Here is a 25,942-nt window from a genome sequence, read left to right on the forward strand (position 1 = left end):
CACCTGAGGCGGGACGCGCGGCGGAGAAGCCGAAGCAGAAATATCAGGAACGCCGGGCGATCCCTTCGCTGCTCTCTTTTTTCGCCTCCAGACGTTCGACGTCACGGTACCAGCGCGGGTGGTGCTTCTGCGCCCAGCGGCGGCTCACCTTCCCTTCAACCATTCCCTTAATCGACCCTTTGACCCAGAACGCCATATACATATGGATCAGAATGGCATGAATCAAAATAATCGCCGAGGTCGCATGGATCAACAGGCAGTAGCGGATCAGTTGGATCGGGAAATAAGCGGCAAAATAAGGCCGCCAGATAATCACCCCGGTCACCAGCAGCACGAAGATCATGCTCATGATGGTCCAGAACATCATCTTCTGGCCGGCGTTATATTTGCCTACGCGAGCCACCTTATGCTCATTGCCCTTTAACACCTCGACGATACCCTTGAGCCACGGGATATCCTGCTTGTCTGGAATGTTATGCTGCACAAAGCGCACGAACATCAGCATCAGCGCCAGGAAGATCGCCACCCCGAAGAAAGGATGCAAAATGCGCCCCATCTGCGGCGTCCCGAAGGTTTCCGTCAGCCACTGTAGCGTCGGGAAAAAGAACGAAATTCCCGACAGCGCGACCAGAAAGAAGCAGATCACCACCGTCCAGTGACAGGCGCGGTCGATAAATTTCGTGCGCACTATCATTTTCGATTTATGCATCATGTTCCTCCTCATCGTCGTCCACTTCCTTGTTGGGGCCGATGCCGATGTAGTGATAGATAAGCCCGGCGAAGGTGGCGATAAAGCCCGCCGCCGACAGCGGCTTAAGCGCCCCTTTCCACAGGTTGATGCTGGTATCAATCTGCGGGTCTTTCGGCAGGTTGTGGTACAGCTCCGGCTGGTCGGCGTGGTGCAGCACATACATCACGTGCGTACCGCCCACTCCGGGCGGGTTGTACAGCCCGGCCTGCAAATAGCCGCGTTTTTTAAGCTTATCGACCCGCGCCTGCGCCACCTCCAGCATCTCTGTTTTGCTGCCGAAATGAATGGCTCCGGTCGGGCAGGTTTTCACGCAGGCCGGCTCCTGACCGACGCTGACGCGATCCACGCAGAGGGTACATTTATAGACCCGGTTATCGGCCTTATTCAGGCGCGGCACGTTGAACGGGCAGCCGGCAATGCAGTAGCCGCAGCCGATACAGTTATCCTGCTGAAAATCGACAATGCCGTTGGCGTATTGCACGATCGCCCCGGCGGACGGGCAAGCTTTCAGGCAGCCGGGATCCTCGCAGTGCATGCAACCGTCTTTGCGGATCAGCCACTCCAGCTTGCCGTTCTGCTCGGTTTCGCTAAAACGCATCACCGTCCAGGATTTGGCGCTCAGATCGGCGGGGTTATCGTATACCCCGACGCAGTGCCCCACCTCATCGCGGATATCGTTCCACTCCGAGCAGGCCACCTGGCAGGCTTTGCAGCCCACGCAGGAGGACACATCGATGAGCTTGGCCACTTCCGCCTTATCGTCCCGCGCACGAGGCGCGGGCGTTATCGGGTTGGTGGCGGAGCGTTTGAGAATGTCTTGTGTTTCCATCGCCATAAAGTCGCTCCTTACGCTTTCTCGATGTTGACCAGAAACGCCTTATACTCCGGCGTTTGTGAGTTGGCATCGCCGACGTTTGGCGTCAGGGTATTGGCGATATAGCCTTTTTGCGCCACCCCTTCATAACCCCAGTGCAGCGGGATGCCGACGGTTTCGACCTCCTGACCGTGGACCTGCAACGTCCGCAGACGCCGGGTCACCACCGCTACCGCGCGAATAAAGCCACGCTGGCTGCTGACCGTCACACGATCGCCGTTGGCAATCCCCTTCGCTTTCGCCAGGCCTTCGCTGATTTCCACGAACTGCTGCGGCTGGGCAATAGCGTTGAGCCGCGCATGCTTGGTCCAGGTGTGGAAATGCTCGGTCAGGCGATAGGTAGTCCCGACATACGGGAAGCGATCCTTCTTGCCTAGCCGTCGGGCATCTTCCTCATACAGACGCACCACCGGACTGGAGACCACCTGCGGATGCAGCGGGTTGGTGCCCAGCGGCGTCTCCATCGGCTCGTAGTGTTCCGGGAACGGCCCTTCTGCCAGTTTATCGAGAGCAAACAGACGCCCCAGCCCTTCCGGCTGCATGATAAACGGCCCGGTGTTGCTGCCCGGCGCGGCGTTATTGAAGTCCGGAATATCGTTGCCGCTCCAGCGGCTGCCGTCCCACTGGATCAGCATCCGTTTGGCGTCCCACGGCTTGCCGTTGATATCCGCCGAGGCGCGGTTGTAGAGCACCCGACGATTGAGCGGCCAGGCCCACGCCCAGCCCAGAGTATTGCCCAGTCCCGACGGGTCGGCGTTATCGCGGTTCGCCATCTGGTTGCCCTGCGCCGTCCAGCTGCCGCTATAAATCCAGCATGATGACGCAGTAGTGCCATCATCACGCAGTAGCGCGAAGCTGTTCAGCAACTGGCCTTTTTTCGCCAACAGCGTGCCGTTGCTGTCGTAGAGGTCTGCCAGGGCGTAGCCGTTGTTCTCTTTCGCCACCTCTTCCGATTGCGGATGATCCGGCTGGTGATAGTTCCAGCTCATCTTCAGCAGCGGTTCGGCGCCTTTGCCGCCTTCATGGCGATACATCTCGCGCAGACGGTGGTAAATACCGGCCAGAATCTCGCCGTCGTTGCGTGCTTCGCCCGGTGCATCCTGACCTTTCCTGTGCCACTGTAGCCAGCGACCGGAGTTGGCAATCGAACCGTCCTCTTCGGCAAAACAGGTGGAAGGCAGACGGAACACTTCGGTCTGAATCGCCGCCGTGTCCACATCGTTCATCTCACCGTGGTTCTGCCAGAAGGTTGAGGTTTCGGTCACCAGCGGGTCGATAACCACCATGAACTTCAGCTTGCTCAGGCTGCGCACAACCTTGTTTTTGTCCGGGAAGGAAGCCACTGGGTTAAAGCCCTGGCAGATATATCCCGACACGTCGCCGTTATCCATCATGTTGAAGTACTTGATAACGTCGTAGGCCTGGTCCCATTTCGGCAGCCAGTTAAAGCCCCAGTCGTTGTCTTTCTGCGCCGCATCGCCGTAGAACGATTTCATCAGACTGACCGCAAACTTCGGATAGTTGCTCCAGTAGTTCACCTGATCGGCCCGGGTTGCGGTGGGGGTATTGGCCGTCAGCCAGCTGTGCAGATCGGTCTGTTTTTCCGACGGCAGCGTCAGGTAGCCCGGCAGGCTGGTCGACAGCAGACCGAGGTCGGTTAAACCCTGAATATTGGAGTGTCCGCGCAGCGCGTTGACGCCGCCCCCCGCCATCCCCATGTTGCCTAGCAGCAGCTGGATCATCGCCATGGTGCGGATGTTCTGCGCCCCGACGGTATGCTGCGTCCAGCCAAGGGCATACAGGAAGGTGGTCGTCCGATCCGCCGCACTGGTGGAGGCCAGCACTTCGCACACTTTAAGGAAATCGGCTTTTGGCGTGCCGCAGATGTTTTCCACCACCTCTGGCGTGTAGCGGGAAACGTGCGTTTTCAGCAGGTTCCACACGCAGCGTGGATGCGTCAGGGTGTCATCGCGTCTGGCATAGCCGTTTTCATCGAACTGATAGTTCCATGAGGCTTTGTCGTACTGGCGTTTTTCCGCGTCATAGCCGCTGAACAGGCCATCGTCGAAGGCAAAATCATCGCGCACCAGCAGGCTGGCGTTGGTGTAATGTCTGACGTACTCGGCATTGATGGCGTTATTTTCAATCAGGTACAGCAACACCCCCGACAGGAAGGTAATGTCGGTACCGGAGCGAATGGGCGCATAGATATCGGCGACCGAAGCCGTGCGGGTATAGCGCGGGTCGATGACGATAAGCGTGGCATCGTTATTGTTCTTCGCTTCCATCGCCCAGCGGAATCCTACCGGATGGGCTTCAGCGGCGTTGCCGCCCATCACCATCACGACGTTAGCGTTTTTGATATCAACCCAGTGGTTGGTCATCGCACCGCGACCAAATGTTGGAGCAAGACTTGCTACCGTTGGTCCGTGTCAGACGCGCGCCTGGTTGTCTACCGCCAGCATGCCGAGCGAACGCACAAACTTCTGCGTCAGCATGCCGGTTTCATTACTGGCCGCCGAGGCGCACAGCATCCCGGTAGACAGCCAGCGGTTGACCGTCACGCCCTGCTCGTTTTTCTCAATAAAGTGGGCGTCGCGATCGGCCTTCATCAATTTTGCGATGCGATCGAAAGCTTCATTCCACGAAATACGCTGCCATTTATCTGAGCCTGGCGCGCGATATTCCGGGTAACGCAGACGGTTTTCGCTGTGCACGTAATCGAGCAGCCCCGCACCTTTCGGACAGAGCGCACCCCGGCTGACCGGATGATCCGGGTCCCCTTCGATATGGTAAATCGCTTCTTTGGCGTTTTTCGCGCCGTCGCCCAGGCTATACATTAATAGCCCGCAGCCCACGGAGCAGTATGTGCAGGTGTTGCGGATCTCTTTAGCGCGCAATAATTTATAATTTCGCGCCTGAGCCAGTGCCATTTTGGGTGCAAAGCCCAGCGCAGCAGCGGTGGTTCCGGCCATACCGCCTGCGCAGATTTTGAAAAACCTTCTGCGGCTGACGTCCATTGGTTTTCTCCCTTCAGGATGCATATTTATCGCCAGGGAAATTAACAGCAATGCCGGCGTTTTTTTTGCGTCAAATCAATGTCGAAAAGCGACGCCCCCTTAATAGTCAGGGGCGTCGGAGTTGCTTACTCCCTAGGTATTACGCCGAATGGAAAATAGGGACCACCGCGAATAAAAAAATGTTATAAATCGACTCTTGATAAATATTGCTGTCTGGTTGGACATGGAAAAGAAAAAAGCAACGCTGATTGGCCTGGCCGCCATTGTGCTATGGAGTACGATGGTCGGTTTAATTCGTGGGGTCAGCGAAGGGTTAGGCCCGGTGGGCGGTGCAGCAATGATTTATACGCTGAGCGGATTATTGTTGTTGGTGACCGTCGGTTTTCCCCGACTGCGGCAGATCCCGCGCCCTTATCTGCTGGCTGGCAGCGTGCTTTTCGTCAGCTATGAGCTGTGTCTGGCACTGTCACTGGGCTTTGCCGGCAGCCGCCAGCAGGCCATTGAAGTGGGCATGGTGAATTATCTCTGGCCGAGCCTGACCATTTTATTCGCCATCCTGTTTAACCGCCAAAAAACAAACTGGTTGATTCTGCCCGGCTTACTCCTGGCGCTACTTGGGGTTGTCTGGGTATTAGGCGGTGAGCACGGCCTGAATCTTGATGAAATTTCCCGCAACGTGATTTCCAGCCCCCTGAGCTATATTCTGGCGTTTATTGGCGCCTTTATCTGGGCGACCTATTGCACGGTCACCGCCAAATATGCGGAAGGTCACAACGGCATTACCCTGTTTGTCTTATTAACCGCCCTGACCCTGTGGCTGAAATTTCTGTTCAGCGATCAGCCACCGATGCTGTTCAGCTGGCCGGTGGTGATTAAGCTGGTGATGTGTGCCGTGGCGTTGGGCTTCGGCTATGCGGCCTGGAATGTCGGGATCCTCAATGGCAACGTCAGCCTGCTGGCCGCCGCCTCCTATTTCACACCGGTGCTTTCGTCGGCGCTGGCGGCGGTGCTGCTCAGCGCGGCGTTATCCTGGTCATTCTGGCAAGGGGCCGGCATGGTCTGCGCCGGCTCCCTGCTCTGCTGGTCCGCCACCCGGCGCTAGCCGAGGTCGCCACCGGCCACCGGAAGCGTCACGCCGGTGATATAGCTGGCCTCATCGCTGGCGAGAAACAGGATCGCGTTAGCCTGTTCCGCCAGCGTTCCGTAGCGATGCATCAGGCTGCTGTCGACGGTCTGATCGACCACCTGCTGATACCATGCCTGCTCCTGCGCCGTCGGCGTTTCGCTGTTGCGCGGCGTCACCCGCGCCGGGGCATCGGTACCGCCCGGCGCCACGGCGTTGATACGGATCCCGCGGTGGCTGTACTCCATAGCAATGGATCGGGTCAGCGCGTTCACGCCGCCTTTCGCCGCGGAGTATGGCACCCGGTTAACCCCGGCCGTGGCCACAGACGACACGTTGACGATGCTGCCTTTCCCCTGTTTTAGCATCCACGGTAGCGCAGCCCGACAGCCCCATAATGTGGGAAACAGCGAACGACGAATCTCTTTTTCGATCTGTTCCGGCTGGTACTCGGCAAACGGTCGCGCCCAAATCGTGCCGCCGATGTTGTTGATCACCACGTCGAGGCGACCGAAATGGGCGACGCCGCTGGAAAAGGCCTGTTCGGTGCTCTCCCACTGCTCAAGGTCTGCCTCCAGGGCCAGCACCTCGCTGCCCTGCTGTGCCAACGTGGCCGCCAGCTCGTGGACATAGCCCGAACGGTCAATCAGCAACAATTTCGCCCCTTCGCGAGCGGCCTGCTCGGCGGTCTGGCGCCCGATACCCTGAGCGGCGCCGGTGATCGCCACCACTTTATCTTCAAAACGCATACCCACTCCTTATGCCGCCGCACTCTGGCTGGCGTTAAATTTCTCGTACCAGAAACCGGCAGGGTTAATCCCTCGTTCACGCAGCGCGGTGGACACCGCGTTAACCATCGGCGGCGGGCCACACAGGTAAATATCCACATCGCCATCGTTGAGGAGCCCGTCATCAAGATGCTCGGTGACGAAGCCACGCTGCGGGCATGCGCTGTGCTCATCGGCCACGACCGGCAGCCAACGGTAGCCCGGAAGCTGGCCGACAAACGCCTCCAGCGCCTCGGTTTTCACCAGGTCACAGTCCCGGGTCACGCCGTACAGCAGCGTCACCGGGCGGGGATTACCTTGCAGCGCCAGGGTGTGCAGCATTGACAGTAGCGGCGCCAGGCCGGTACCGCCCGCCAGCAGCAGCAGCGGACGCTCGCCGTTGCGCAGGTAGAAACTGCCCATCGGGCCGCTCAGGGTCAGGCGATCGCCCGGCTGTGCCTTTTGGGTCAACCACTGGCTCATCATGCCGCCGGGCACATTACGGATCAGGAAGCGCCCTTCACGTTCCCCGGCCAGCGAACTGAAGGAATAGGCGCGACTGTGGGGCGTCCCCGGCACCTGAATCGACACGTATTGCCCCGGTAAAAAGGCCAGCGCCTCGTCCAGCTGCACCACCAGTTCAATGGCGGTATCCGACAGCAGACTGACCTCTACAACCTCAGCGCCGGTGCTGGTCAGGGCAGTTTTGCACTGCGCCGCCGCCACCGGGACATCAATGATGCAGTCACTGGTGGGCACCATCTGGCAGGTCAGCACCTGACGAGCATCAGCCTCGTCCTCGCTCAGCGCCTCCTCCAGATAGTCATCGCCCATGCCGTACTCGCCGCTGGCGCAATGGCATTTACAGGTGCCGCAGACCCCGTCGGAGCAGTCCATCGGCAGATTGACCTTCTGACGATAGGCGGCATCCAACACCTTTTCCCCGGCATTGCAGTGGATAAAGCGGGTGATGCCATCTTCAAAATTGAGTGCGATAGTAAACATAACCACCTCTTAAATATGGTAAACGTCAATCACCTGGCGGATGTAGTCGTTGTTGAGACGTACCGTTTTGCGCAGGATCTGCGGTTTGCCGTCCACTTCCGTCAGGGTGCAGCAGGTCGAGCCAAAATAGGCATCGGTGTGCTGGTAGCGGTGGCTGTAGGTCACCCAGTTGTAGCGCACCTCGATGCCCTGCGGATTCTCGCCAAGGAGCTCCACGTTGCTGATCATATGGGTGGTCCGCGGTTCCGGCGTGCTGGCGCCGGAGCGCTCGGTTTTAATGCGGTACACGCGGTCTTCCAGCCCGTCACGGTTCGGGTAGTAGATCAGCGAGATTTCGCGCTGCGGGTCGCGGGTCAACTTATCGTCGTCGCCCCAGGCCGGCATCCAGAACACCACTTTCGGGCTGTAGCAGGTCAGCCACTCGTCCCACTGACGGTCGTCCAGTAATCGGGCTTCGTAATAGAGGAACTGGCGTACTTGTTCGAGGCTCAACATCACACCACCTCCACGCGTTGGGTAATGGATTGCTCGTAGCGCTGCTGTTCTTTATCCAGCGCCGCCAGCATCACGTTTTGCCAGTGGTGATGATGGGCGATATACAACGCTTCATCCTCCGATTTGACGCCGCTCAGCAGCGGGGTAAAGCCGGCGTGCTGTGCGTGCTCATCCGGGCCATCGACCCAGTGCAGCGCCCCGCGGCTGAGGTCACTCCACGCCAGGTTCTCGCCAAGATAGCCGCGCTGGCAGGCGCTGAACTCTTCGAGGTCGTCCGGCGTACCCATACCGCTGACGTTGAAGAAATCTTCGTACTGGCGGATACGCAACGCCCGCGCCTGGTCCGACTCCCCTTTGGGGGCGAAACACCAGATGGTGACTTCGGTTTTATCGACGGCAATCGGGCGGATCACGCGGATCTGCGTCGAGAACTGATCCATTAAATAGACGTTGGGATAGAGGCACAGGTTGCGGGTTTCATTGACCATCTGGTCGGCGCGAAGCTCGCCAAATTCAGCCTGTAAGCGGGCCTGATGGGCAAACACCGGACGCACTTCCGGGTTCAGCGCCCGGGTCCACAGCAACATATGGCCGTTTTCAAAGCCGTAACCGCCACCAAGGCTCTTCGACCAGCCGTTGGCATCGACGGAATGGGTACCTTCCGCCTCGTAGTTGCGGCGCGACATGGTGGAAGCGTAGTTCCAGTGGACCACGCTGACGTGATAGCCATCGGCGCCGTTTTCCGCGCCCAGCTTCCAGTTGCCCTCGTAGACATAGCTCGAGGAGCCTTTCAGGACCTCCAGCCCTTCTTCGGCCTGGTCAACCATCAGGTCGATAATTTTGCAGGTTTCGCCGAGATACTGCTCCAGCGGCTGCACGTCCTCGCTGAGGCTACCGAATAAGAAACCGCGATACGACTGGAAGCGCGGCAAGGCTTTAAGATCGTGCGATCCTTCATGTTTAAAGCTGTCGGGATAGCCGCCGGTATTTTCATCTTTGGCTTTCAGCAATTTGCCGTTATTGCTGAAGGTCCAGCCGTGGAATGGACAGGTAAACGAGTTTTTATTGCCGGTTTTGCGCCGGCATAACATCGCGCCACGGTGGGCGCAGCTGTTAATTAAAGCATGCAGCTGATCCTTTTTATCCCGGGTAATAATCACCGGCTGGCGCCCCAGCGTCAGGGTGAAATAATCGCCCGGCTCCGGGATCTGGCTTTCATGGGCGAGAAAGACCCAGTTGCCTTCGAATATATGCTTCATTTCAAAATCAAATAATTGCTCGTCGGTAAAGATCGAACGGTGGCAGCGATATATATGATTGTGGCGGTCAACAATTAAAGCGTTGCTGATTTTATCTTTTAACAGGGTGAATGTTTTTTGCATGAGCTTCGCCCTCCTGCAGAATTCAGGAATCAATGAGTTCAGAGAGAATAATTCATTCGGGAATATCCCCGGCCGCGCAATATGGGCCGGGCGATAACAAGATTCACCAGCGGGCGCAGCGGCCCGGGGTGTGCCGGCAGTTACTCCTGCGCGCGCAGGCGGCTAATACGCTGTTCCTGGTCGGCGTTTTGCGCCTTGCACAGCGTAAAGTCGAAGCACACTTCGGTATGCTCGCCGTCGAGTTTGCGCTGGGAAATCAGCTCACGGTCGGTGATTTTCACCGGGTCGGCAATCAGGCCGTCGCGGGTCGCAAAGGCAAAGTCGTCCCACAGGTACTTATCACCATTCAGGTTAATCTGGCTGGTTAAATGCTTGTGGCCCGGCGCGGAGACGAAGAAGTGAATATGTGCCGGGCGGTTACCGTGACGCCCCAGCTGGTCGAGCAGCTTCTGGGTCGGGCCGTCCGGTGGGCAGCCGTAGCCGGAAGGCATAATGCTGCGCACGCTGTAGCGGCCATCGGCACCGGTGCGGATCCGGCGGCGCAGGTTATATTCCCCCTGGCTTTGATCGAAGAATGAATAGTTGCCGAGGGTGTTGGCGTGCCAGATATCAACGATCGCGTTAGCGACCGGGCGCCCCTGGGTATCACGCACCTGGCCGTGGAGCCACATCACTTCGCCGGCATCGCTGCCGTCATCCATCCGCGTGTGCCCGTCGGCCAGCGGAGCGTTGGCCACATACAGCGGCCCTTCGATGGTCCGCGGCGTGCCGGTTTCCTGGTGCGCAGCGGCTTCAATGGCATCCTGACGCAGATCGAGGAAATGCTCCAGACCCAGACCCGCCGCCAGCAGTGCGGCCTCCTGACGACCACCCAGCTCATGCAGATAATTCACCGCATGCCAGAACTCTTCCTGGGTAACATTATAATCGTCGATCAGGCTACACATATCTTCCAGCACCCGGTGCACAATGGCTTTAAAGCGCTCATTACCACCAGGTACATTTAACCCGGCACTTTCACGTAATAATTTCTGCACGGCGTCTTGTTGTACGAAAGAATTTTTCATTGTGATTCTCACTTATTGCTTGCAGGTTGCTTGTAGGGTATACGCCGGAATAACCGGCGTGAGGTTTCTTATTATTTATTAGCTATCGTCTTCGCGTACTGAGGAGGGATGGCGACACAATGCCTCGACGCGTATTTCCATAAACGGGTATAGCGGCAAACCCATTAAAATCTGGTGCAATTCTTCGGCGTCACGCACATCAAATATACTGACGTTGGCGTACAGCCCTGCCACTCGCCAGATATGGCGCCACTTGCCCTCACGCTGTAATTGCTGCGAATAGGCTTTTTCACGTTGCTTAATGTCGTCAATTTCATCGGCCGGATAGCCCAGCGGAATATTGACGGTCATATCCACTTTAAACAGCATCGGTTTTCTCCTGTGATGCGCTACGCTTTGCGGGCGTAGAACTGCAATTTATCTTCATCCAGCGTGACGCCCAGACCTGGGGTCTGCGGCAGCGCGACCTGACCGTCCACAAACGAGAGCGGTACGCTGACGATGTCGTCTTTCAGCAGCAGCGGGCCAAACATTTCGGTGCCCCACTGCAGCGGCAGCGTCGACCAGGCGTGGAGCGAGGCCACCGTGCCGACAGTCCCTTCCAGCATGGTGCCGCCGTACAGGCCGATACCCGCCGCCTGCGCCACACGTGCCAGCGCTAATACGCTGGCCGGGCCGCCCGCTTTGGCGATTTTCAACGCGTAGGCGCCGCTAAAGCCCTGCTGCGCCAGCTGATAACCATCGTAATGGGTCGCCACCGCTTCATCCGCGAGGATCGCGGTTTCAACATGATGGCTGAGGCGCACCAGCGCCGCGTTGTCCTGCGCGCTGACCGGTTGCTCAATTAAATCGATTCCCATGGCCGCCAGCTCACGACAGCCTTTCGCCGCCGCGGTGGCGTCCCAGGCCTGATTGACATCGACGCGGATGCTGGCACGGTCGCCCAGCGCTTCGACGATCGCCCGGGTGTGACGCAGATCGGTCGCGAGATCTCTGGCGCCAATCTTTAACTTAAACGCCTGGTGACGGCGCTCGGCCAGCAGTCTTTCACCTTCGGCAATGTCGTTATCGGTATTGCCGCTCGCCAGGGTCCACAGCACCGGCAGCGAGGTCTGCAACGCGCCACCTAACAGCGCCGACACCGGCAGCCCCAGCGCCTTGCCCTGGGCATCCAGCAGCGCGGTTTCAATCGCTGATTTGGCAAAGGTGTTACCTTTGATGGCGGCGTTCATACGCTGCGTCAGAGCGTTGAGGTTATCTGCCGGTTGGCCCTTGAGCAGCGGCGTCAGGTAATGAGTGATGGCCGAGGCAATCCCCTCCGGGCTTTCTACGCCGTAGCTCAGGCCGCCGATGGTGGTCGCTTCGCCGATCCCACATATGCCGTCAGAACGCGTAATGCGGACAATCACCAGCGTCTGGCAACCCATGGTGGTCATGGAGAGTTTGTGCGGACGAATGGTCGGCAGGTCAACCAGCCAGCTTTCAATGCGTTCTACGGTTGCGCTCATGTTCTGTTCCTGAGAGTTAAATACATAACTTTTTGTACCCCCATTCATAACGAGGGGTGACGATGCCTTTGACAATAGGGGGGAGCCAGTGAAATGGTCAACGGCGATAATCGAAATGTTGTGCGATTATCGACGCGCTTGTTAAATTGAGGTTAATAATGTGATCCGAGTGGGAAAACAGGCACATTCCATCACCGCCATTTTTACGCGCGGTATAGTGGTGCCCCGTGAGCTTTTGTCTTCGAATGGAGAGGAATTCAATGAGCGCTACACCGCCAACCACCCTCAGCGCCAGGCAGGCCGAACATGACCCCAATTTTATGCTGTCGCTGGCGCGCGGGCTGGAAGTTCTCAATGCCTTTACTCCCCAGCGTCAGCGGCTGACCATCTCGCAGCTCAGTCAGAAAACGCAAATTTCCCGCGCCGCTGTCCGTCGCTGCCTGTACACCCTGGCGGCGCTCGGGATGGTGCACAGCCCGGACGGACGGAGTTACGAACTGCTGCCGCGGGTGCTGGCGGTAGGTCACGCCTATCTGGCCGGCACGCCGCTGGCAAAGGTGGCGCAAACCGCGCTGGATACTCTCGGCAAGTCGCTAGGCGAATCCTGCTCTGCGGCAACCCTCGACGGGGATAACGTGTTGTATATCGCCAGAGCGGCGGTCAACAATCTGCTCAGCGTCGACATCGGGCGCGGCAGTCGCCTTCCCGCGTGGGCCACGTCGATGGGTCGCGTGCTGCTCAGCGCTCTGCCGGAAGATCAACTAGAAGTGACATTGTCACGTGCTAATTTAATACGCTACACCCCGCACACCGTCTGCGATTTACCGGGATTACGCGAGGAAATTGCCAGGGTCAGGATGCAGGGTTATGCCCTGGCCGACCGGCAAATTGAGGTAGGACTCTGTTCGCTGGCGGTCCCGCTGCTGTCGCGCAGCGGTCAGGTGGTGGCGGCGCTGAACGTTGGCGCCCCCGCCCCCGCCATGAGCGCCGCCGCGCTGCGGGAGAAAGCGCTGGCCCCGCTGCGGCGGGCGGCGATGGAGCTGTCTCTCCAGCTGTAGGCTTATTGCATCTCCGGCGCTTTTGCCAGGCTGCGCCAGATACCGGTCGCCAGCAAAAGCAGCAGCACCCCGGCGGTCAACAGCACCACGCTGTGGGCGCTGATAAACGCGGTTTTGGCGGCCTCAATCAGCGAATGAGCCGGAATGGCGGGCATTGATTGGGCCAGCGCAATGGCCTCGCTGATGGACGATGCGGCCTGGATCGCCGCCTGGCCTTCCACCCCGGCGGGCAGCACAATCGATGAACTGTAGCTGCGGGTCAGGATCAGGCCAAACAGCGCGATCCCCAGACCCGCTCCCAGTTCATAGGCCATGGTTTCAATGGCCCCCGCGGCTGCCGCTTTCTCTTTCGGCGCTGCCGCCATAATCGCCGCGCCGGATGCCAGCAGCGCGCTGGCGACGCTGAAGCCCAGCAGGATCATCAGCCCCCACGCCTGCCACTGTTGAGTGCTGAAATCCGTGACCGATAATCCAAGGAAACTGAATGCGCTGAGCAGCATGCCGCCGGTTGCCACCTGTCTAAGACCGAGACGCGACACCATCATCCCGGCTATCGGCCCGCTAAACCCGCTCGCCAGCATCAGCGGCAACATAAACAGCCCGGCTTCAAACGGCGTTTTACCGTGGACAAACTGCAGCTCCTGGGCCATCAACAGTTCAAAGCCCACCAGGGTGATCAGCGCGGTCATCGCCATCATTACCCCGCTCAATATAATGCGATGGGTAAACAACCGCATATCGACCATCGGGTTGCTGCTGGAGAGCTGCTGGCGTACGAACCAGGTCAGCAACGCCGCACCCGCCAGCGCCACCAGCCCGGTGATCCACAGCTCTATCTGGCCTTTCAGCGCGGATTTAGCGCTGAAAATCAGCATCAGGATCGCCGCAATCAGCATTAACGCCTGGGTAATATTGAGCTTCTGTTCGCGCCGCGCGGGCTGCGATGGCACCATCCGGGCGCAGAAGGCAATCACCGCCAGCACGATCGGTACATTGATCAGGAACACCGACCCCCAGTAAAAATGTTCCAGCAGGATCCCCCCCACCAGCGGACCAAAGGCGGCGCCGCCGGAGCCGATAGCCGCCCACAGGCCGAGCGCCATATTGCGATGACGGGCCTCAGAAAAGGTGTTGCGGATGCCGGCCAGGGTCGCCGGGACAATCATCGCCGCGCCAATCGCCAGCAGCGCCCGGGCAGCAATCAGCGCCGGTGCGTTAGGTGCAAATGCCGCCGCCAGCGATGAGACGCCAAAAATAGCGCTTCCAAGCAGCAACAAGCGTTTAAAGCCGATTTTGTCGCCAAGCGCTCCCATCGGCAGCACCATGCCGGCCATCACCAGCGAGTAAATATCAATGATCCACAGCAGCTCATTGCTGCTGGTGCCCAGCGACATGCTGAGCGTAGGTGCAGCGACATGCAGCACGGTGGCATCGATCGCCACCGGCAGATAAACCAACAGAATCGCCACGAGCGTTAACCATTGCCGGGACATCTCTTTCTTCCTCACATTTCCAAATTGAACAGTTGTTCAGGAATGCGATCCTGCCGGATTGTTGAACGACTGTCCAACTTTTTGTTACTATCCATCGACACCACGGTTCAGCGGGGAAATATGCATTACTTAAATCGGGAAGCACGGCGGGAAGTGATCATGCAGGCGGCCATGCGCGTGGCGCTGCAGGGCGGACTGGCGGCCATGACCGTGCGGCAGATCGCCGCAGAGGCACAAGTTTCCACCGGCCAGCTCCATCACCATTTCAGCTCTACCGGTGAGCTGAAAGCCCAGGTTTTTGTCCGTCTCATCCGCGAGATGATGGATATTCAGCTGGTGCCCCCGCAGAGCAGTTGCCAGGAACGATTGTTCGCGGTGCTCGGCAGCGAAGACCGCCGGCTGGAACCCTATATCCGCCTGTGGCGCGAGGGGCAACTGCTTGCCGGTAGCGATAGTGATATCAAAGCGGCCTATCTGCTGACCATGACGATGTGGCACACGGAGACCGTGAATATTATTCGCGACGGCGTCGACAGCGGCGAATTCCACCCTGCCGATAGCCCTGAAGATATTGCCTGGCGCTTAATTTCGCTGGTTTGCGGTCTGGACGGGATTTATGTGTTGGGAATGGATGTCATTGACGATAGCACCTTTACCCGCTATATAAATAATAATATAGCGATGGAGCTATTACGCCCCTGAACCCAGCTATTACCGAGCACGGCAGAACCCTGCTCAAGCCCCGCCTGTCGGGCGCTGAGCTGTTACAAACAGCAACGTTTTCTTCGCCGTCACGGCCTCCCTCATTTACATTTAGTAACAAATAATAAAACCCTATTCGCAGCGGGCATTCTGCCTCGGCTATTTTTTTATCTATTCTTCAATCACGACAATAATAAGATCTGCCATCCTGAATCACCTCTTCTGATTAATTTGCTGTTTTCTCAAATTTAATTTTCCTTTGGTTACTGGGTATTCGAGGGCAATATGTCGAGAGAAAATGAGAAAGACAATCATTACCTTTTAAAAGAGTGGCGACCAGAAAACCCGGCATTCTGGGAAAATAAAGGGAAGGCTATAGCACGGAGGAATCTTTGTATATCAGTCAGTTGCCTTCTTCTGGCCTTCTGCGTCTGGATGTTATTCAGCGCCGTTGCGGTCAATCTTAATAAAGTCGGATTTAATTTCACTACCGATCAGCTGTTTTTATTAACCGCGCTCCCTTCGCTGTCTGGGGCAATATTACGAGTGCCCTATTCGTTTATGGTGCCGATATTTGGCGGGCGCTACTGGACGGTGATCAGCACGGTGATATTAGTGATCCCCTGCCTGTGGCTTGGGATAGCGGTACAAAACCCAGCGACGCCGTTCTGGATGTTTATCATCATCGCCCTGCTCTGCGGTTTTGCCGGAGCAAACTTTGCTTCCAGCATGGGCAACATCAGCTTTTTCTACCCCAAAGCGAAGCAAGGCAGCGCCCTTGGCGTCAACGGTGGTCTGGGCAACCTCGGCGTCAGCGTGATGCAACTGCTGTCGCCGGTGGTGATTTTTTTGCCGATCTTCACCTTCCTCGGCGTACGCGGCGTCGATCAAGGGGATGGATCCACCTTGTGGTTGGGTAACTCCCCACTGATCTGGGTGCCGCTGCTGCTGGCGGCCACCCTGGCCGCGTGGTTCGGCATGAACGATATCGCCGGTTCGAAAACGGCGATCCGCGATCAGCTGCCGGTATTAAAACGCCCGCATATGTGGCTGCTGAGTCTGCTCTATCTTGCCACCTTCGGCTCTTTTATCGGCTTTTCTGCCGGCTTCGCCATGCTGGCGAAGACCCAGTTTCCCGACGTTAACATCCTCAAGCTGGCCTTCTTCGGGCCGTTTATCGGGGCGCTGGCGCGCTCATTCGGCGGCATCATTTCCGACCGGTTGGGCGGTGTCAAAGTGACGCTGGTGAATTTTATCCTGATGGCGCTGTTTACCGGCCTGCTGTTTCTGACCCTGCCGGGCTCCGGCTCCGGTAGTTTTTTCGCCTTCTACATCGTGTTTATGGGGCTGTTCCTCACCGCCGGTCTTGGCAGCGGCTCCACCTTCCAGATGATCGCCGTCATCTTCCGCCAGATCACCATCGACAGCGTCAAGAAGCGTGGCGGTAGCGATGAGCAAGCCCAGCATGAAGCGGTAACCGATACCGCCGCCGCGCTCGGGTTTATCTCCGCCATCGGCGCGGTCGGCGGCTTTTTCATTCCCAAAGCCTTCGGTACTTCGCTTGCCATGACCGGCTCCCCGGTCGGCGCCATGAAGGTGTTCTTTGTCTTTTATGTCGTCTGCGTACTGGTGACCTGGCTGGTCTACGGCCGTCGCAAGCCCGCCACAAAATAATCACAACCATGCTGAGCACGGTAACCACGGAGGCGCCTGCCTCCGTCAGGAGATAATGTCATGAGCAAACTACTGGATCGCTTTCGCTACTTTAAGCAGAAACGCGAGACCTTTGCCAACGGCCACGGTCAGGTGCTGGACACCAACCGCGACTGGGAAGATAGCTACCGTCAGCGCTGGCAGTTCGACAAGATCGTCCGCTCAACGCACGGGGTAAACTGTACCGGATCCTGCAGCTGGAAAATTTATGTCAAAAACGGGCTGGTGACCTGGGAAACTCAGCAGACAGACTACCCGCGCACCCGCCCGGATCTGCCCAACCACGAGCCGCGGGGCTGCCCGCGCGGCGCCAGCTACTCGTGGTATCTCTATAGCGCCAACCGGCTGAAATACCCGCTGGCGCGCAAGCGCTTGATTGAGCTCTGGCGCGAAGCGCTGGCGCGGCATCCGGACCCGGTCGATGCCTGGGACAGCATCATGCAGGACCGGCAGAAATGCCTCAGCTACAAACAGATGCGCGGCAAAGGCGGGTTTATTCGCTCAACCTGGAAAGAGCTGAACCAGCTGATTGCCGCCGCCAACGTCTGGACCATCAAACAGTATGGCCCGGACCGCATCGTGGGTTTCTCGCCGATCCCGGCGATGTCGATGGTCTCCTATGCTGCCGGCACCCGTTATCTGTCGCTGATTGGCGGCACCTGCCTGAGCTTCTACGACTGGTACTGCGACCTGCCGCCGGCCTCGCCGATGACCTGGGGCGAGCAGACCGATGTTCCGGAATCCGCCGACTGGTATAACTCGAGCTACATCATCGCCTGGGGGTCGAACGTACCGCAGACCCGCACCCCGGACGCTCACTTTTTTACCGAGGTCCGTTACAAAGGCACCAAAACCATCGCCATCACGCCGGACTATTCGGAAGTGGCGAAACTGTGCGACCAGTGGCTGGCGCCGAAACAGGGTACCGACAGCGCGCTGGCCATGGCCATGGGCCATGTGATTTTAAAGCGTTTCCACCTCGATAACCCAAGCGATTACTTCCTCAACTACTGTCGCCACTATACCGACATGCCGATGCTGGTGATGCTCGAGGAGCGCGCTGACGGCAGTCTGGTACCGGGCCGGATGGTCCGCGCCTCCGACCTGCTGGACGGGCTGGGTGAAAGTAACAACCCGGAGTGGAAAACCGTGGCGTTCAGCAGCGCCGGTGAACTGGTGGCCCCCAATGGCTCCATTGGTTTTCGCTGGGGTGAAAAAGGCAAATGGAACCTCGAATCGCTGGCCGCCGGAAAAGAGACCGAACTGGCGCTCTCCCTGCTGCCCTTTAACGACGCCGTGGTCCCCGTGGGTTTCCCCTACTTCGGCGGCAATGAGAACCCCCACTTCCGCAGCGTGGCCCAGCAACCGGTAATCATTCACCAACTGCCGGCAAAACGGCTGGCGCTGGCGAACGGCGACAGCGCCCTGGTGGTCAGCGTCTATGACCTGGTGCTGGCTAACTACGGGCTCGACCGCGGTCTTGATGACAGCAATGCGGCCAGCGATTTTAGCGAAATCAAAGCCTATACCCCGGCCTGGGCGGAGCAGATCACCGGCGTCCCGCGCCAGCACATTGAGCAAATTGCCTGGGAGTTTGCCGACACCGCGCATAAGACCCACGGCCGGTCGATGATCATCCTCGGCGCCGGGGTGAACCACTGGTATCACATGGACATGAACTACCGCGGGATGATCAATATGCTGGTGTTCTGCGGTTGCGTCGGACAGAGCGGCGGTGGCTGGTCGCACTATGTCGGCCAGGAGAAGCTGCGTCCGCAGACCGGCTGGCTGCCGCTGGCCTTTGCCACTGACTGGAACCGTCCTCCGCGGCAGATGAACAGCACCTCCTATTTTTACAACCACTCCAGCCAGTGGCGTTACGAGAAGCTCACCGCGCAGGAACTGCTCTCTCCGCTGGCGGATGCCAGCCGCTATACCGGCCACCTGATTGATTTTAACGTCCGGGCAGAACGAATGGGCTGGCTGCCCTCCGCCCCCCAGCTCAGCGTTAACCCGCTGACCATCAAACAGCAGGCCGACGCCGCCGGACTCTCACCGGCCGACTACACCGTCCAGGCGCTAAAATCCGGCACTATTCGCTTCGCCTGCGAGCAGCCGGATAACGGGAAAAACCATCCACGCAATATGTTTATCTGGCGCTCTAACCTACTGGGCTCCTCCGGTAAGGGGCATGAGTACATGCTCAAATACCTGTTGGGCACCGACAGCGGCATTCAGGGCGATGAACTGGGGGCCACGGACGAGGTGAAACCGGAAGAGGTGGAATGGCAGACCGCCGCCATCGAAGGCAAGCTCGACCTGCTGGTGACCCTCGATTTCCGTATGTCCAGCACCTGCCTGTTCTCCGATATCGTTCTGCCGACCGCCACCTGGTATGAAAAAGACGATATGAACACCTCGGATATGCATCCGTTTATCCACCCGCTTTCCGCCGCGGTTGACCCGGCCTGGGAAGCCAAAAGCGACTGGGAGATTTATAAAGAAATTGCCCGCGTCTTCTCGACGGTCTGCGTGGGGCATCTCGATAGCGAAACGGATGTGGTGCTCCTGCCGCTGCAGCACGATTCGGCGGGCGAGCTGTCCCAGCCATTTGAGGTGAAGGACTGGCATAAAGGCGAATGCGATCTGATCCCCGGAAAAACCGCGCCAACCATCGCGGTGGTGGAGCGTGATTATCCGGCGACCTACGAGCGCTTTACCTCGCTGGGGCCGCTGCTGGATAAACTTGGCAACGGTAGCAAAGGCATCAACTGGAAAACCGAGGATGAGGTCGAATTCCTTGGCAAACTCAATTACGTCAAGCCCGACGGCCCGGCCAAAGGACGCCCGCGTATCGACAGCGCCATCGACGCCACCGAGGTGATCCTCAGCCTGGCGCCGGAAACCAATGGTCAGGTCGCAGTCAAAGCCTGGCAAGCGCTCGGCGAGTTTACCGGGCGCGACCATACCCATCTGGCGATCAACAAAGAAGACGAGAAGATTCGTTTTCGCGATATCCAGGCGCAGCCGCGCAAAATCATCTCCAGCCCGACGTGGTCCGGTCTCGAGAGCGAACACGTCTCCTATAACGCCGGCTACACCAACGTCCATGAGCTGATCCCGTGGCGTACCCTCTCCGGCCGCCAGCAGCTGTATCAGGACCATCCGTGGATGCGCGACTTCGGCGAAAGTCTGGTGGTCTACCGTCCGCCGATAGATACCCGCAGCGTCAGCCACATGCGCGAAATCCCGCCCAACGGTTTCCCGGAAAAGGCGCTCAACTTCCTCACGCCGCATCAGAAATGGGGGATTCACTCCACCTACAGTGAAAACCTGCTGATGCTGACCCTGTCGCGCGGTGGGCCAATCGTCTGGCTCAGCGAAACCGACGCCAAAGAGCTCGGCATTGAAGATAACGACTGGATCGAAGCCTTTAATGCCAACGGCGCCCTTACCGCCCGCGCGGTGGTGAGCCAGCGCGTTCCTCCGGGGATGACCATGATGTACCACGCGCAGGAACGCATCATGAATATTCCCGGCTCCGAAGTGACCGGTCGTCGCGGCGGGATCCATAACTCCGTGACCCGTATTTGCCCCAAACCGACCCATATGATTGGCGGCTATGCGCAGCTGGCCTACGGCTTTAACTATTACGGTACCGTCGGCTCCAACCGCGATGAGTTCATCATGATTCGTAAAATGAAAAACATCAGCTGGCTGGATGACGAAGGTCGCGATCAGGTACAGGAGGCGAAAAAATGAAAATACGCTCACAGGTCGGGATGGTGCTAAATCTCGACAAATGCATCGGCTGTCATACCTGTTCGGTCACCTGTAAGAACGTCTGGACCGGGCGCGAAGGGATGGAATACGCCTGGTTTAATAACGTGGAAACCAAACCCGGCATCGGCTATCCAAAAAACTGGGAGGATCAGGAAGAGTGGCAAGGCGGCTGGATCCGTGGGATCACCGGCAAGCTGACGCCGCGCCTCGGCAACCGAGTGGGCGTGCTATCAAAAATCTTCGCCAACCCGCAGCTGCCGGGCATCGACGACTATTACGAACCCTTCACCTTCGATTATCAACATCTGCACACCGCGCCGGAAAGTGAGCATCTACCGACCGCACGCCCGCGTTCACTGATCAGCGGTAAGCGAATGGATAAAATCAGCTGGGGGCCAAACTGGGAGGAGCTGCTGGGCGGCGAATTTGAAAAACGCGCCCATGACCGTAACTTCGAAGCGATGCAGAAAGAGATGTACGGCCAGTTTGAAAACACCTTCATGATGTATCTGCCACGCCTGTGCGAACACTGCCTCAACCCGAGCTGCGTCGCCACCTGCCCGAGCGGCGCCATCTATAAGCGCGAAGAAGATGGCATTGTGCTGATCGATCAGGATAAGTGTCGCGGCTGGCGCATGTGCATCAGCGGCTGTCCGTACAAAAAAATCTACTTTAACTGGAAAAGCGGCAAATCGGAGAAGTGCATCTTCTGCTATCCGCGCATCGAATCTGGCCAGCCGACGGTGTGTTCGGAAACCTGCGTCGGGCGCATTCGCTACCTCGGCGTCCTGCTGTATGACGCCGACCGGATTGAGGAAGCGGCCAGCACCGAACATGAAACCGACCTCTATGAACGCCAGTGCGATGTGTTCCTCGACCCGCACGACCCGGCGGTGATTGAAGAGGCGCTGAAACAGGGCATTCCTCATAACGTCATCGACGCGGCGCAAAAATCGCCGGTGTATAAACTGGCGATGGACTGGAAGCTGGCGCTGCCGCTGCACCCGGAATACCGCACCCTGCCAATGGTCTGGTACGTGCCGCCGCTGTCGCCGATTCAGTCGGTCGCCGATGCCGGCGGTTTGCCGAATAAAGGCACGATCCTGCCTGCGGTGGAGAGCCTGCGCATTCCGGTGCAATACCTGGCGAACCTGCTCAGCGCCGGCGACACCGGCCCGGTGCTGCGCGCCCTGAAACGAATGATGGCGATGCGCCACTATAAACGCTCTCAGACCGTCGAAGGGGTCACCGATACCCGGGCGATCGAGGAAGTAGGTTTAAGCGTCGAGCAGGTTGAAGAGATGTACCGCTATCTGGCTATCGCCAACTATGAAGACCGCTTTGTGATCCCGACCAGTCACCGTGAAATGGCGGAAGATGCCTTCCCGGAACGCAACGGCTGCGGGTTTACTTTCGGCGACGGTTGCCATGGGTCGGATACCAAATTCAACCTGTTTAACAGCCAGCGAATCGATGCGATCAACATCGGGGAGAAGGACTAATGCGGATTCTTAAAGTCATTGGTCTGCTGCTGGAGTACCCGGACGCCCTGCTGTGGGACAACCGCGAGGAGGCGCTGGCGCTGGTCCGCGCCGATGCGCCGCCGCTGCTGCCGTTTGCCGCCCCGCTGCTGGCCGCGCCGCTGCTCGACCGCCAGGCCGAATGGTGCGAGGTGTTTGAGCGCGGGCGCGCAACCTCGCTACTGCTGTTTGAACATGTGCATGCGGAGTCCCGCGATCGCGGCCAGGCGATGGTTAATCTGATGAACCAGTACGAGCAGGCCGGGCTGCAGCTCGACTGTCGGGAACTGCCGGACCATCTGCCGCTCTATCTCGAGTACCTCAGCACGCTCGAGGCGGACGCGGCCAGGGAGGGATTGCAAAACGTCGCGCCGATCCTTGCCCTGCTGGGCGGCCGTCTGAAACAACGACAGTGCGATTACTATCAGCTGTTTGACACGTTGCTGGCGCTGGCCGGCAGCCTGCTCAATAGTGACAGTGTCACAAAACAGGTGGCAGGTGAGAAACGCGATGATACCCGCCAGGCGCTGGATGCCGTGTGGGAAGAGGAGCAGGTGAAATTTATCGAAGATAATGCCACCGCCTGCGACAGTTCGCCGATGCAACATTATCAACGACGCTTTAGCCAGGACGTCGCGCCGCAGTACGTTGACGTCCGTGCCGGAGGCCCGAAATGATACAATACCTGAACGTCTTTTTTTACGACATCTACCCCTACGTCTGCGGGACGGTGTTTCTCATCGGCAGCTGGCTGCGCTATGACTACGGGCAGTACAGCTGGCGCGCCTCCTCCAGTCAGATGCTCGACAAGCGTGGCATGGTACTGTGGTCGAATCTTTTCCATATCGGCATTCTGGGGATTTTCTTCGGCCACCTCTTTGGCATGCTGACCCCGCACTGGGTCTACTCATGGTTCCTGCCGATGTCACAGAAGCAGCTGATGGCGATGATCCTCGGCGGCGTCTGTGGCGTACTGACGTTAGTGGGCGGCGCCGGGCTGTTGATCCGTCGTCTGACCAACCCGCGTATTCGCGCCACCTCATCGACGGCGGATATTGTGATCCTCAGCATTTTGCTGATTCAGTGCATTCTGGGCTTAACCACTATTCCCTTCTCGGCCCAGCATCCCGACGGCAGCGAGATGTTAAAGCTGGTGGACTGGGCCCAGGCGGTAGTGACCTTCCACGGCGGCGCCTCGGCGCATCTTGATGGCGTGGCGTTTATCTACCGCGTCCACCTGGTGCTCGGGATGACCATTTTCCTGATCTTCCCCTTCACCCGCCTGGTGCACGTCTGGAGCGCACCGATCGAATATTTAACCCGTCGCTATCAGCTGGTGCGGTCCCGGCGTTGAGGACGTGACGGATTTCATCCCTGCCCGCTTTGACTCATTGTTAAAAACAAGCGCCCGGCCTCCAGTTCTGGAACCGGGCGTATTTATTGCACCACAAGACAGCGGTTAATCTGTCGTCAATCCACGCCATGCTTTATACTCTTCTCGCATTATTGCCGTATTTGCCTTAACGCCATTGACGCCAACGGAAGCGATTTTTCCTGTGAGGGAACCATGAGTAAATATGTCATTTTTATCAGCACCAGCGGTGGTAAAGCGTTTCCAAAAGAACAGGTTACGCGTGCATTGATCAATGATATGAAGGATAAAGGCTTTAGAAAACATCATATTGAAGTGGACGCCGAGAACGAGACCCAGGCCGTTATGGCGTTAAATCAATTTAATGATGAATATATGCAGGAAGTAAAAGACTATACCGGCAACATTATATTTGTCGGCGTCATCATGTTGTTCGGTTTTATTATTTGGCTGTTTGCATGAATATAGGGACTGATAGCGCCGGATGAATACAAATACCAGTAACCATGAGTTTATGGGTTATCACCCGTCGGCATGATACCGGTAGACCGTGGTTTTCGCGAATATTTCGTGTTGCCTGAGCGGTGGAATGTTCCGTTCACGATCAATCCGCCACTTCTCTCACACCCGCAGCGGGTGAACGGCACGGGGGGCGTTTCGCTCGCCCCCCATGACCCCCGGCATTGCGCTGAAAACGGCCGCTGCGCGGTATGCTCCACTCCGGCTTCATCTGGCGGACCGGGCCGGACTCGACGTCCCTGTCTCGACCGACCCTCTGACCACCGTCCTGGTGGTCAGTCCTGGATGTGCACCTGCGTTCCCGCCCGTTTTCCTGACGCGCCTTAACCCCCGCGCTGTCATACCGTGGCTGTTCTGTCGCAATATCATTGCTGAAAACTTTTCAGCAAACTGGCCGTTCGGTGAACCGAACCTTAGCCCATCGGTATTACGTGGCCATTGCCACTTCGGCTGCTATAGCGTGGCCTGAGTCGGCGGCAGATGCAGCGCAAAGCAGTCAATAATGGTATCAAGCAGCAACTTTGCCGGCGCAGAAAGGCGACGTTCATCGCCATATAGCCCGACGCCAATATCTCCTGCGTCGGGCAGCGTTGTGGCCTGGATGACCTGCAATGTCGCCGGCATGCCCATGGTGGTGCGCAGCGCGACCCCTAACCCGGCAGTAGCGGCGGCCCAGATGCCATTCAGGCTGCGGCTGGTAAACGCGATGCGCCACGGAATACCCGCATTATCTAACGCCGTCGTGGCGGCCGTACGCATCACACACGGCGCTTCAAACGCCAGCAGCGGTAACGGCTGTTTTTTGGCAAGATACGTGGCGAGTTCAAACTCTGGCACCGCAATCCAGCGCAGCGGCACCCTCCCCAGCGTCCGGTCAAAGGCCGGTTGTTCGCGCCCTTCCCAGCTCAACGCCAGGTCAAGCTCCTGGTGCAGCATCGCCTCTTGCAGCGGCGCGTTTCGGGTCACGGTCACGGCGATCTCGACCTCCGGGCAGGCCCGGGCAAACTGCCCAAGGATCGTCGGCAGGAGCACCTCACCAAAATCCTCCTGCAGCCCGAGGCGCACCTCGCCGCTCACCCCTCTGGCCTGCAACGCGGCACTGGCTTCGTCATTGAGACTCAGGATCCGTCGCGCGTAACCCAGCATGATTTCACCTTCAGGCGTCAATGCCAGATGGCGGCCCGCCTTCTGCACCAGCGCCATACCAGCCTGCTGCTCCAGCTTTTTTAGCTGCGCGCTGACTGCCGAGGTTGAACGCCCGAGGCGCTCCGCCGCGAGGGCAAAACTGCCAAGCTCCATTCCGGTGACAAAAGCCCGCAGTGCATCAGCATCAAAAGTCAGTGGTCGTCTGGTCATCATCAATCATCCCGTTTTTCAGGACCATTAGTCATGAATTATATGATTATCGAAATCATCATAACCGGATATCGTCCCTGTGACACCCCACTGGATTTCACAATAAAGGCAAAGAACATGAGTAACGATCATCTGACACGGGAAAACCTGGCGCAACTGGCACCAAAACTGGCGTCACTAAGCGAAGAGGTGCTGTTTAACGATATCTGGCAGCGCCCGGCGCTCTCTGCGCGCGACAGAAGTTTGATCACCCTGAGCGCGCTGGTCGCCCTGTACCGCCCGGAACAGCTCAGCTGGCATCTGCAGTTTGCTGAAAAAAACGGCGTCAGCCAGAGCGAAATCACCGAGTTGATGACCCATCTGGCGTTCTATGCCGGCTGGCCTGCCGCGGTGTCGGCGTTAAACGTACTGCACCAGCTCAACGCAGAATAAGG

Annotated in this window: 21 protein-coding genes and 1 pseudogene; 10 read left to right on the forward strand and 12 right to left on the reverse strand. The window is 58.1% G+C overall.

Features of this window, described 5'->3' with window-relative positions:
* Window positions 1-43 precede the first annotated feature (43 nt).
* Genes fdnI through fdnG form a run of 3 tightly spaced genes read right to left on the reverse strand, consistent with a single transcriptional unit; the run spans window position 44 to window position 4,645 of the window.
* On the reverse strand, window positions 44-709 hold the full coding sequence (fdnI, locus tag ACMYSP_RS00450; protein WP_434586981.1) for a formate dehydrogenase-N subunit gamma: 666 nt from the start codon (window positions 707-709) through the stop codon (window positions 44-46).
* Window positions 702-1,586 carry a formate dehydrogenase subunit beta gene (gene fdxH, locus ACMYSP_RS00455; RefSeq protein WP_434584897.1) on the reverse strand — a complete coding sequence of 295 codons (885 nt, stop codon included), beginning with the start codon at window positions 1,584-1,586 and terminating at the stop codon, window positions 702-704. The genes fdnI and fdxH overlap by 8 nt, the downstream gene beginning before the upstream one ends.
* A gap of 11 nt (window positions 1,587-1,597) precedes the next feature.
* On the reverse strand, window positions 1,598-4,645 hold the full coding sequence (gene fdnG / locus ACMYSP_RS00460) for a formate dehydrogenase-N subunit alpha (RefSeq protein WP_434584898.1): 3,048 nt from the start codon (window positions 4,643-4,645) through the stop codon (window positions 1,598-1,600).
* A 223-nt stretch (window positions 4,646-4,868) separates the two neighbouring features.
* On the opposite strand from fdnG, the gene yddG reads away from it, so the two are divergent.
* Window positions 4,869-5,747: an aromatic amino acid DMT transporter YddG gene (gene yddG / locus ACMYSP_RS00465; RefSeq protein WP_434584900.1), complete on the forward strand. Its 879-nt coding sequence runs from the start codon at window positions 4,869-4,871 to the stop codon at window positions 5,745-5,747.
* Here yddG and benD read toward each other — a convergent pair.
* The 7 genes from benD to ACMYSP_RS00500 all read right to left on the reverse strand — a co-directional run bounded on the left by benD (window position 5,744) and on the right by ACMYSP_RS00500 (window position 12,040).
* The gene (gene benD / locus ACMYSP_RS00470) at window positions 5,744-6,517 is read right to left on the reverse strand and encodes a benzoate diol dehydrogenase BenD (RefSeq protein WP_434584902.1); all 774 of its coding nucleotides are present in this window, start codon (window positions 6,515-6,517) and stop codon (window positions 5,744-5,746) included. The two genes, yddG and benD, sit on opposite strands and share 4 nt — an antisense overlap.
* A 9-nt stretch (window positions 6,518-6,526) precedes the next feature.
* The gene (gene benC / locus ACMYSP_RS00475) at window positions 6,527-7,540 is read right to left on the reverse strand and encodes a benzoate 1,2-dioxygenase electron transfer component BenC (RefSeq protein ID WP_434584903.1); all 1,014 of its coding nucleotides are present in this window, start codon (window positions 7,538-7,540) and stop codon (window positions 6,527-6,529) included.
* 9 nt (window positions 7,541-7,549) lie between these two features.
* Window positions 7,550-8,035 (reverse strand): benzoate 1,2-dioxygenase small subunit, encoded by a 486-nt coding sequence (benB, locus tag ACMYSP_RS00480; RefSeq protein WP_434586982.1) that lies wholly within the window; start codon window positions 8,033-8,035, stop codon window positions 7,550-7,552.
* The gene (locus tag ACMYSP_RS00485) at window positions 8,035-9,417 is read right to left on the reverse strand and encodes a Rieske 2Fe-2S domain-containing protein (RefSeq protein WP_434584905.1); all 1,383 of its coding nucleotides are present in this window, start codon (window positions 9,415-9,417) and stop codon (window positions 8,035-8,037) included. The genes benB and ACMYSP_RS00485 overlap by 1 nt, the downstream gene beginning before the upstream one ends.
* A gap of 140 nt (window positions 9,418-9,557) precedes the next feature.
* Window positions 9,558-10,484: a catechol 1,2-dioxygenase gene (catA, locus tag ACMYSP_RS00490; RefSeq protein ID WP_434584907.1), complete on the reverse strand. Its 927-nt coding sequence runs from the start codon at window positions 10,482-10,484 to the stop codon at window positions 9,558-9,560.
* Between the two features lie 78 nt (window positions 10,485-10,562).
* On the reverse strand, window positions 10,563-10,853 hold the full coding sequence (gene catC, locus ACMYSP_RS00495; RefSeq protein ID WP_123754244.1) for a muconolactone Delta-isomerase: 291 nt from the start codon (window positions 10,851-10,853) through the stop codon (window positions 10,563-10,565).
* A 20-nt stretch (window positions 10,854-10,873) separates the two neighbouring features.
* Window positions 10,874-12,040, reverse strand: a complete 1,167-nt coding sequence (locus ACMYSP_RS00500; protein ID WP_434584908.1) for a muconate cycloisomerase family protein — start codon at window positions 12,038-12,040, stop codon at window positions 10,874-10,876.
* 121 nt (window positions 12,041-12,161) lie between these two features.
* Here ACMYSP_RS00500 and ACMYSP_RS00505 point away from each other — a divergent pair.
* Window positions 12,162-13,050, forward strand: a pseudogene (locus ACMYSP_RS00505) (IclR family transcriptional regulator domain-containing protein).
* Window positions 13,051-13,052: 2 nt separating this feature from the next.
* Here ACMYSP_RS00505 and ACMYSP_RS00510 read toward each other — a convergent pair.
* Complete coding sequence (locus tag ACMYSP_RS00510; protein WP_434584909.1) at window positions 13,053-14,543, reverse strand: SmvA family efflux MFS transporter; 1,491 nt, start codon at window positions 14,541-14,543, stop codon at window positions 13,053-13,055.
* A gap of 120 nt (window positions 14,544-14,663) precedes the next feature.
* On the opposite strand from ACMYSP_RS00510, the gene ACMYSP_RS00515 reads away from it, so the two are divergent.
* From ACMYSP_RS00515 to ACMYSP_RS00545, 7 genes are all read left to right on the forward strand, one after another.
* Window positions 14,664-15,245 (forward strand): TetR family transcriptional regulator, encoded by a 582-nt coding sequence (locus ACMYSP_RS00515; protein WP_434584910.1) that lies wholly within the window; start codon window positions 14,664-14,666, stop codon window positions 15,243-15,245.
* 285 nt (window positions 15,246-15,530) lie between these two features.
* A complete protein-coding gene (locus ACMYSP_RS00520; RefSeq protein WP_434584911.1) occupies window positions 15,531-16,919 on the forward strand; it encodes a NarK family nitrate/nitrite MFS transporter in 1,389 nt (462 codons plus the stop codon).
* A gap of 60 nt (window positions 16,920-16,979) precedes the next feature.
* Window positions 16,980-20,720, forward strand: coding sequence for a nitrate reductase subunit alpha (locus ACMYSP_RS00525; protein ID WP_434584912.1), 3,741 nt, complete (start codon window positions 16,980-16,982; stop codon window positions 20,718-20,720).
* On the forward strand, window positions 20,717-22,243 hold the full coding sequence (gene narH / locus ACMYSP_RS00530; RefSeq protein WP_434584914.1) for a nitrate reductase subunit beta: 1,527 nt from the start codon (window positions 20,717-20,719) through the stop codon (window positions 22,241-22,243). Before ACMYSP_RS00525 ends, narH begins: the two co-directional genes overlap by 4 nt.
* Window positions 22,243-22,938, forward strand: coding sequence for a nitrate reductase molybdenum cofactor assembly chaperone (gene narW, locus ACMYSP_RS00535; protein ID WP_434584915.1), 696 nt, complete (start codon window positions 22,243-22,245; stop codon window positions 22,936-22,938). Before narH ends, narW begins: the two co-directional genes overlap by 1 nt.
* Entirely contained in the window at window positions 22,935-23,615 is a 681-nt protein-coding gene (gene narI / locus ACMYSP_RS00540; RefSeq protein ID WP_434584916.1) for a respiratory nitrate reductase subunit gamma, read from the forward strand. The genes narW and narI overlap by 4 nt, the downstream gene beginning before the upstream one ends.
* A gap of 213 nt (window positions 23,616-23,828) precedes the next feature.
* Window positions 23,829-24,095 (forward strand): hypothetical protein, encoded by a 267-nt coding sequence (locus ACMYSP_RS00545; RefSeq protein ID WP_434584917.1) that lies wholly within the window; start codon window positions 23,829-23,831, stop codon window positions 24,093-24,095.
* 510 nt (window positions 24,096-24,605) lie between these two features.
* Here ACMYSP_RS00545 and ACMYSP_RS00550 read toward each other — a convergent pair.
* Window positions 24,606-25,508, reverse strand: a complete 903-nt coding sequence (locus ACMYSP_RS00550) for a LysR substrate-binding domain-containing protein (protein ID WP_434586983.1) — start codon at window positions 25,506-25,508, stop codon at window positions 24,606-24,608.
* A 117-nt stretch (window positions 25,509-25,625) separates the two neighbouring features.
* Here ACMYSP_RS00550 and ACMYSP_RS00555 point away from each other — a divergent pair, with 117 nt between their 5' ends.
* Window positions 25,626-25,940, forward strand: a complete 315-nt coding sequence (locus ACMYSP_RS00555; protein WP_434584918.1) for a carboxymuconolactone decarboxylase family protein — start codon at window positions 25,626-25,628, stop codon at window positions 25,938-25,940.
* Window positions 25,941-25,942 lie beyond the last annotated feature (2 nt).

The sequence above is a fragment of the Klebsiella sp. R390 genome, assembly GCF_051131745.1.
Taxonomy (GTDB): Bacteria; Pseudomonadota; Gammaproteobacteria; order Enterobacterales; family Enterobacteriaceae; genus Klebsiella.

Bases quoted from the DNA above. Each gene is read 5' to 3' on its own strand.
- fdnI (WP_434586981.1), bottom strand. From the start codon at position 709: ATGCATAAATCGAAAATGATAGTGCGCACGAAATTTATCGACCGCGCC.
- fdxH (WP_434584897.1), bottom strand. From the start codon at position 1,586: ATGGCGATGGAAACACAAGACATTCTCAAACGCTCCGCCACCAACCCG.
- yddG (WP_434584900.1), top strand. From the start codon at position 4,869: ATGGAAAAGAAAAAAGCAACGCTGATTGGCCTGGCCGCCATTGTGCTA.
- benD (WP_434584902.1), bottom strand. From the start codon at position 6,517: ATGCGTTTTGAAGATAAAGTGGTGGCGATCACCGGCGCCGCTCAGGGT.
- benC (WP_434584903.1), bottom strand. From the start codon at position 7,540: ATGTTTACTATCGCACTCAATTTTGAAGATGGCATCACCCGCTTTATC.
- benB (WP_434586982.1), bottom strand. From the start codon at position 8,035: ATGTTGAGCCTCGAACAAGTACGCCAGTTCCTCTATTACGAAGCCCGA.
- ACMYSP_RS00485 (WP_434584905.1), bottom strand. From the start codon at position 9,417: ATGCAAAAAACATTCACCCTGTTAAAAGATAAAATCAGCAACGCTTTA.
- catA (WP_434584907.1), bottom strand. From the start codon at position 10,484: ATGAAAAATTCTTTCGTACAACAAGACGCCGTGCAGAAATTATTACGT.
- catC (WP_123754244.1), bottom strand. From the start codon at position 10,853: ATGCTGTTTAAAGTGGATATGACCGTCAATATTCCGCTGGGCTATCCG.
- ACMYSP_RS00500 (WP_434584908.1), bottom strand. From the start codon at position 12,040: ATGAATGGGGGTACAAAAAGTTATGTATTTAACTCTCAGGAACAGAAC.
- ACMYSP_RS00510 (WP_434584909.1), bottom strand. From the start codon at position 14,543: ATGTCCCGGCAATGGTTAACGCTCGTGGCGATTCTGTTGGTTTATCTG.
- ACMYSP_RS00515 (WP_434584910.1), top strand. From the start codon at position 14,664: ATGCATTACTTAAATCGGGAAGCACGGCGGGAAGTGATCATGCAGGCG.
- ACMYSP_RS00520 (WP_434584911.1), top strand. From the start codon at position 15,531: ATGTCGAGAGAAAATGAGAAAGACAATCATTACCTTTTAAAAGAGTGG.
- ACMYSP_RS00525 (WP_434584912.1), top strand. From the start codon at position 16,980: ATGAGCAAACTACTGGATCGCTTTCGCTACTTTAAGCAGAAACGCGAG.
- narH (WP_434584914.1), top strand. From the start codon at position 20,717: ATGAAAATACGCTCACAGGTCGGGATGGTGCTAAATCTCGACAAATGC.
- narW (WP_434584915.1), top strand. From the start codon at position 22,243: ATGCGGATTCTTAAAGTCATTGGTCTGCTGCTGGAGTACCCGGACGCC.
- narI (WP_434584916.1), top strand. From the start codon at position 22,935: ATGATACAATACCTGAACGTCTTTTTTTACGACATCTACCCCTACGTC.
- ACMYSP_RS00545 (WP_434584917.1), top strand. From the start codon at position 23,829: ATGAGTAAATATGTCATTTTTATCAGCACCAGCGGTGGTAAAGCGTTT.
- ACMYSP_RS00550 (WP_434586983.1), bottom strand. From the start codon at position 25,508: ATGACCAGACGACCACTGACTTTTGATGCTGATGCACTGCGGGCTTTT.
- ACMYSP_RS00555 (WP_434584918.1), top strand. From the start codon at position 25,626: ATGAGTAACGATCATCTGACACGGGAAAACCTGGCGCAACTGGCACCA.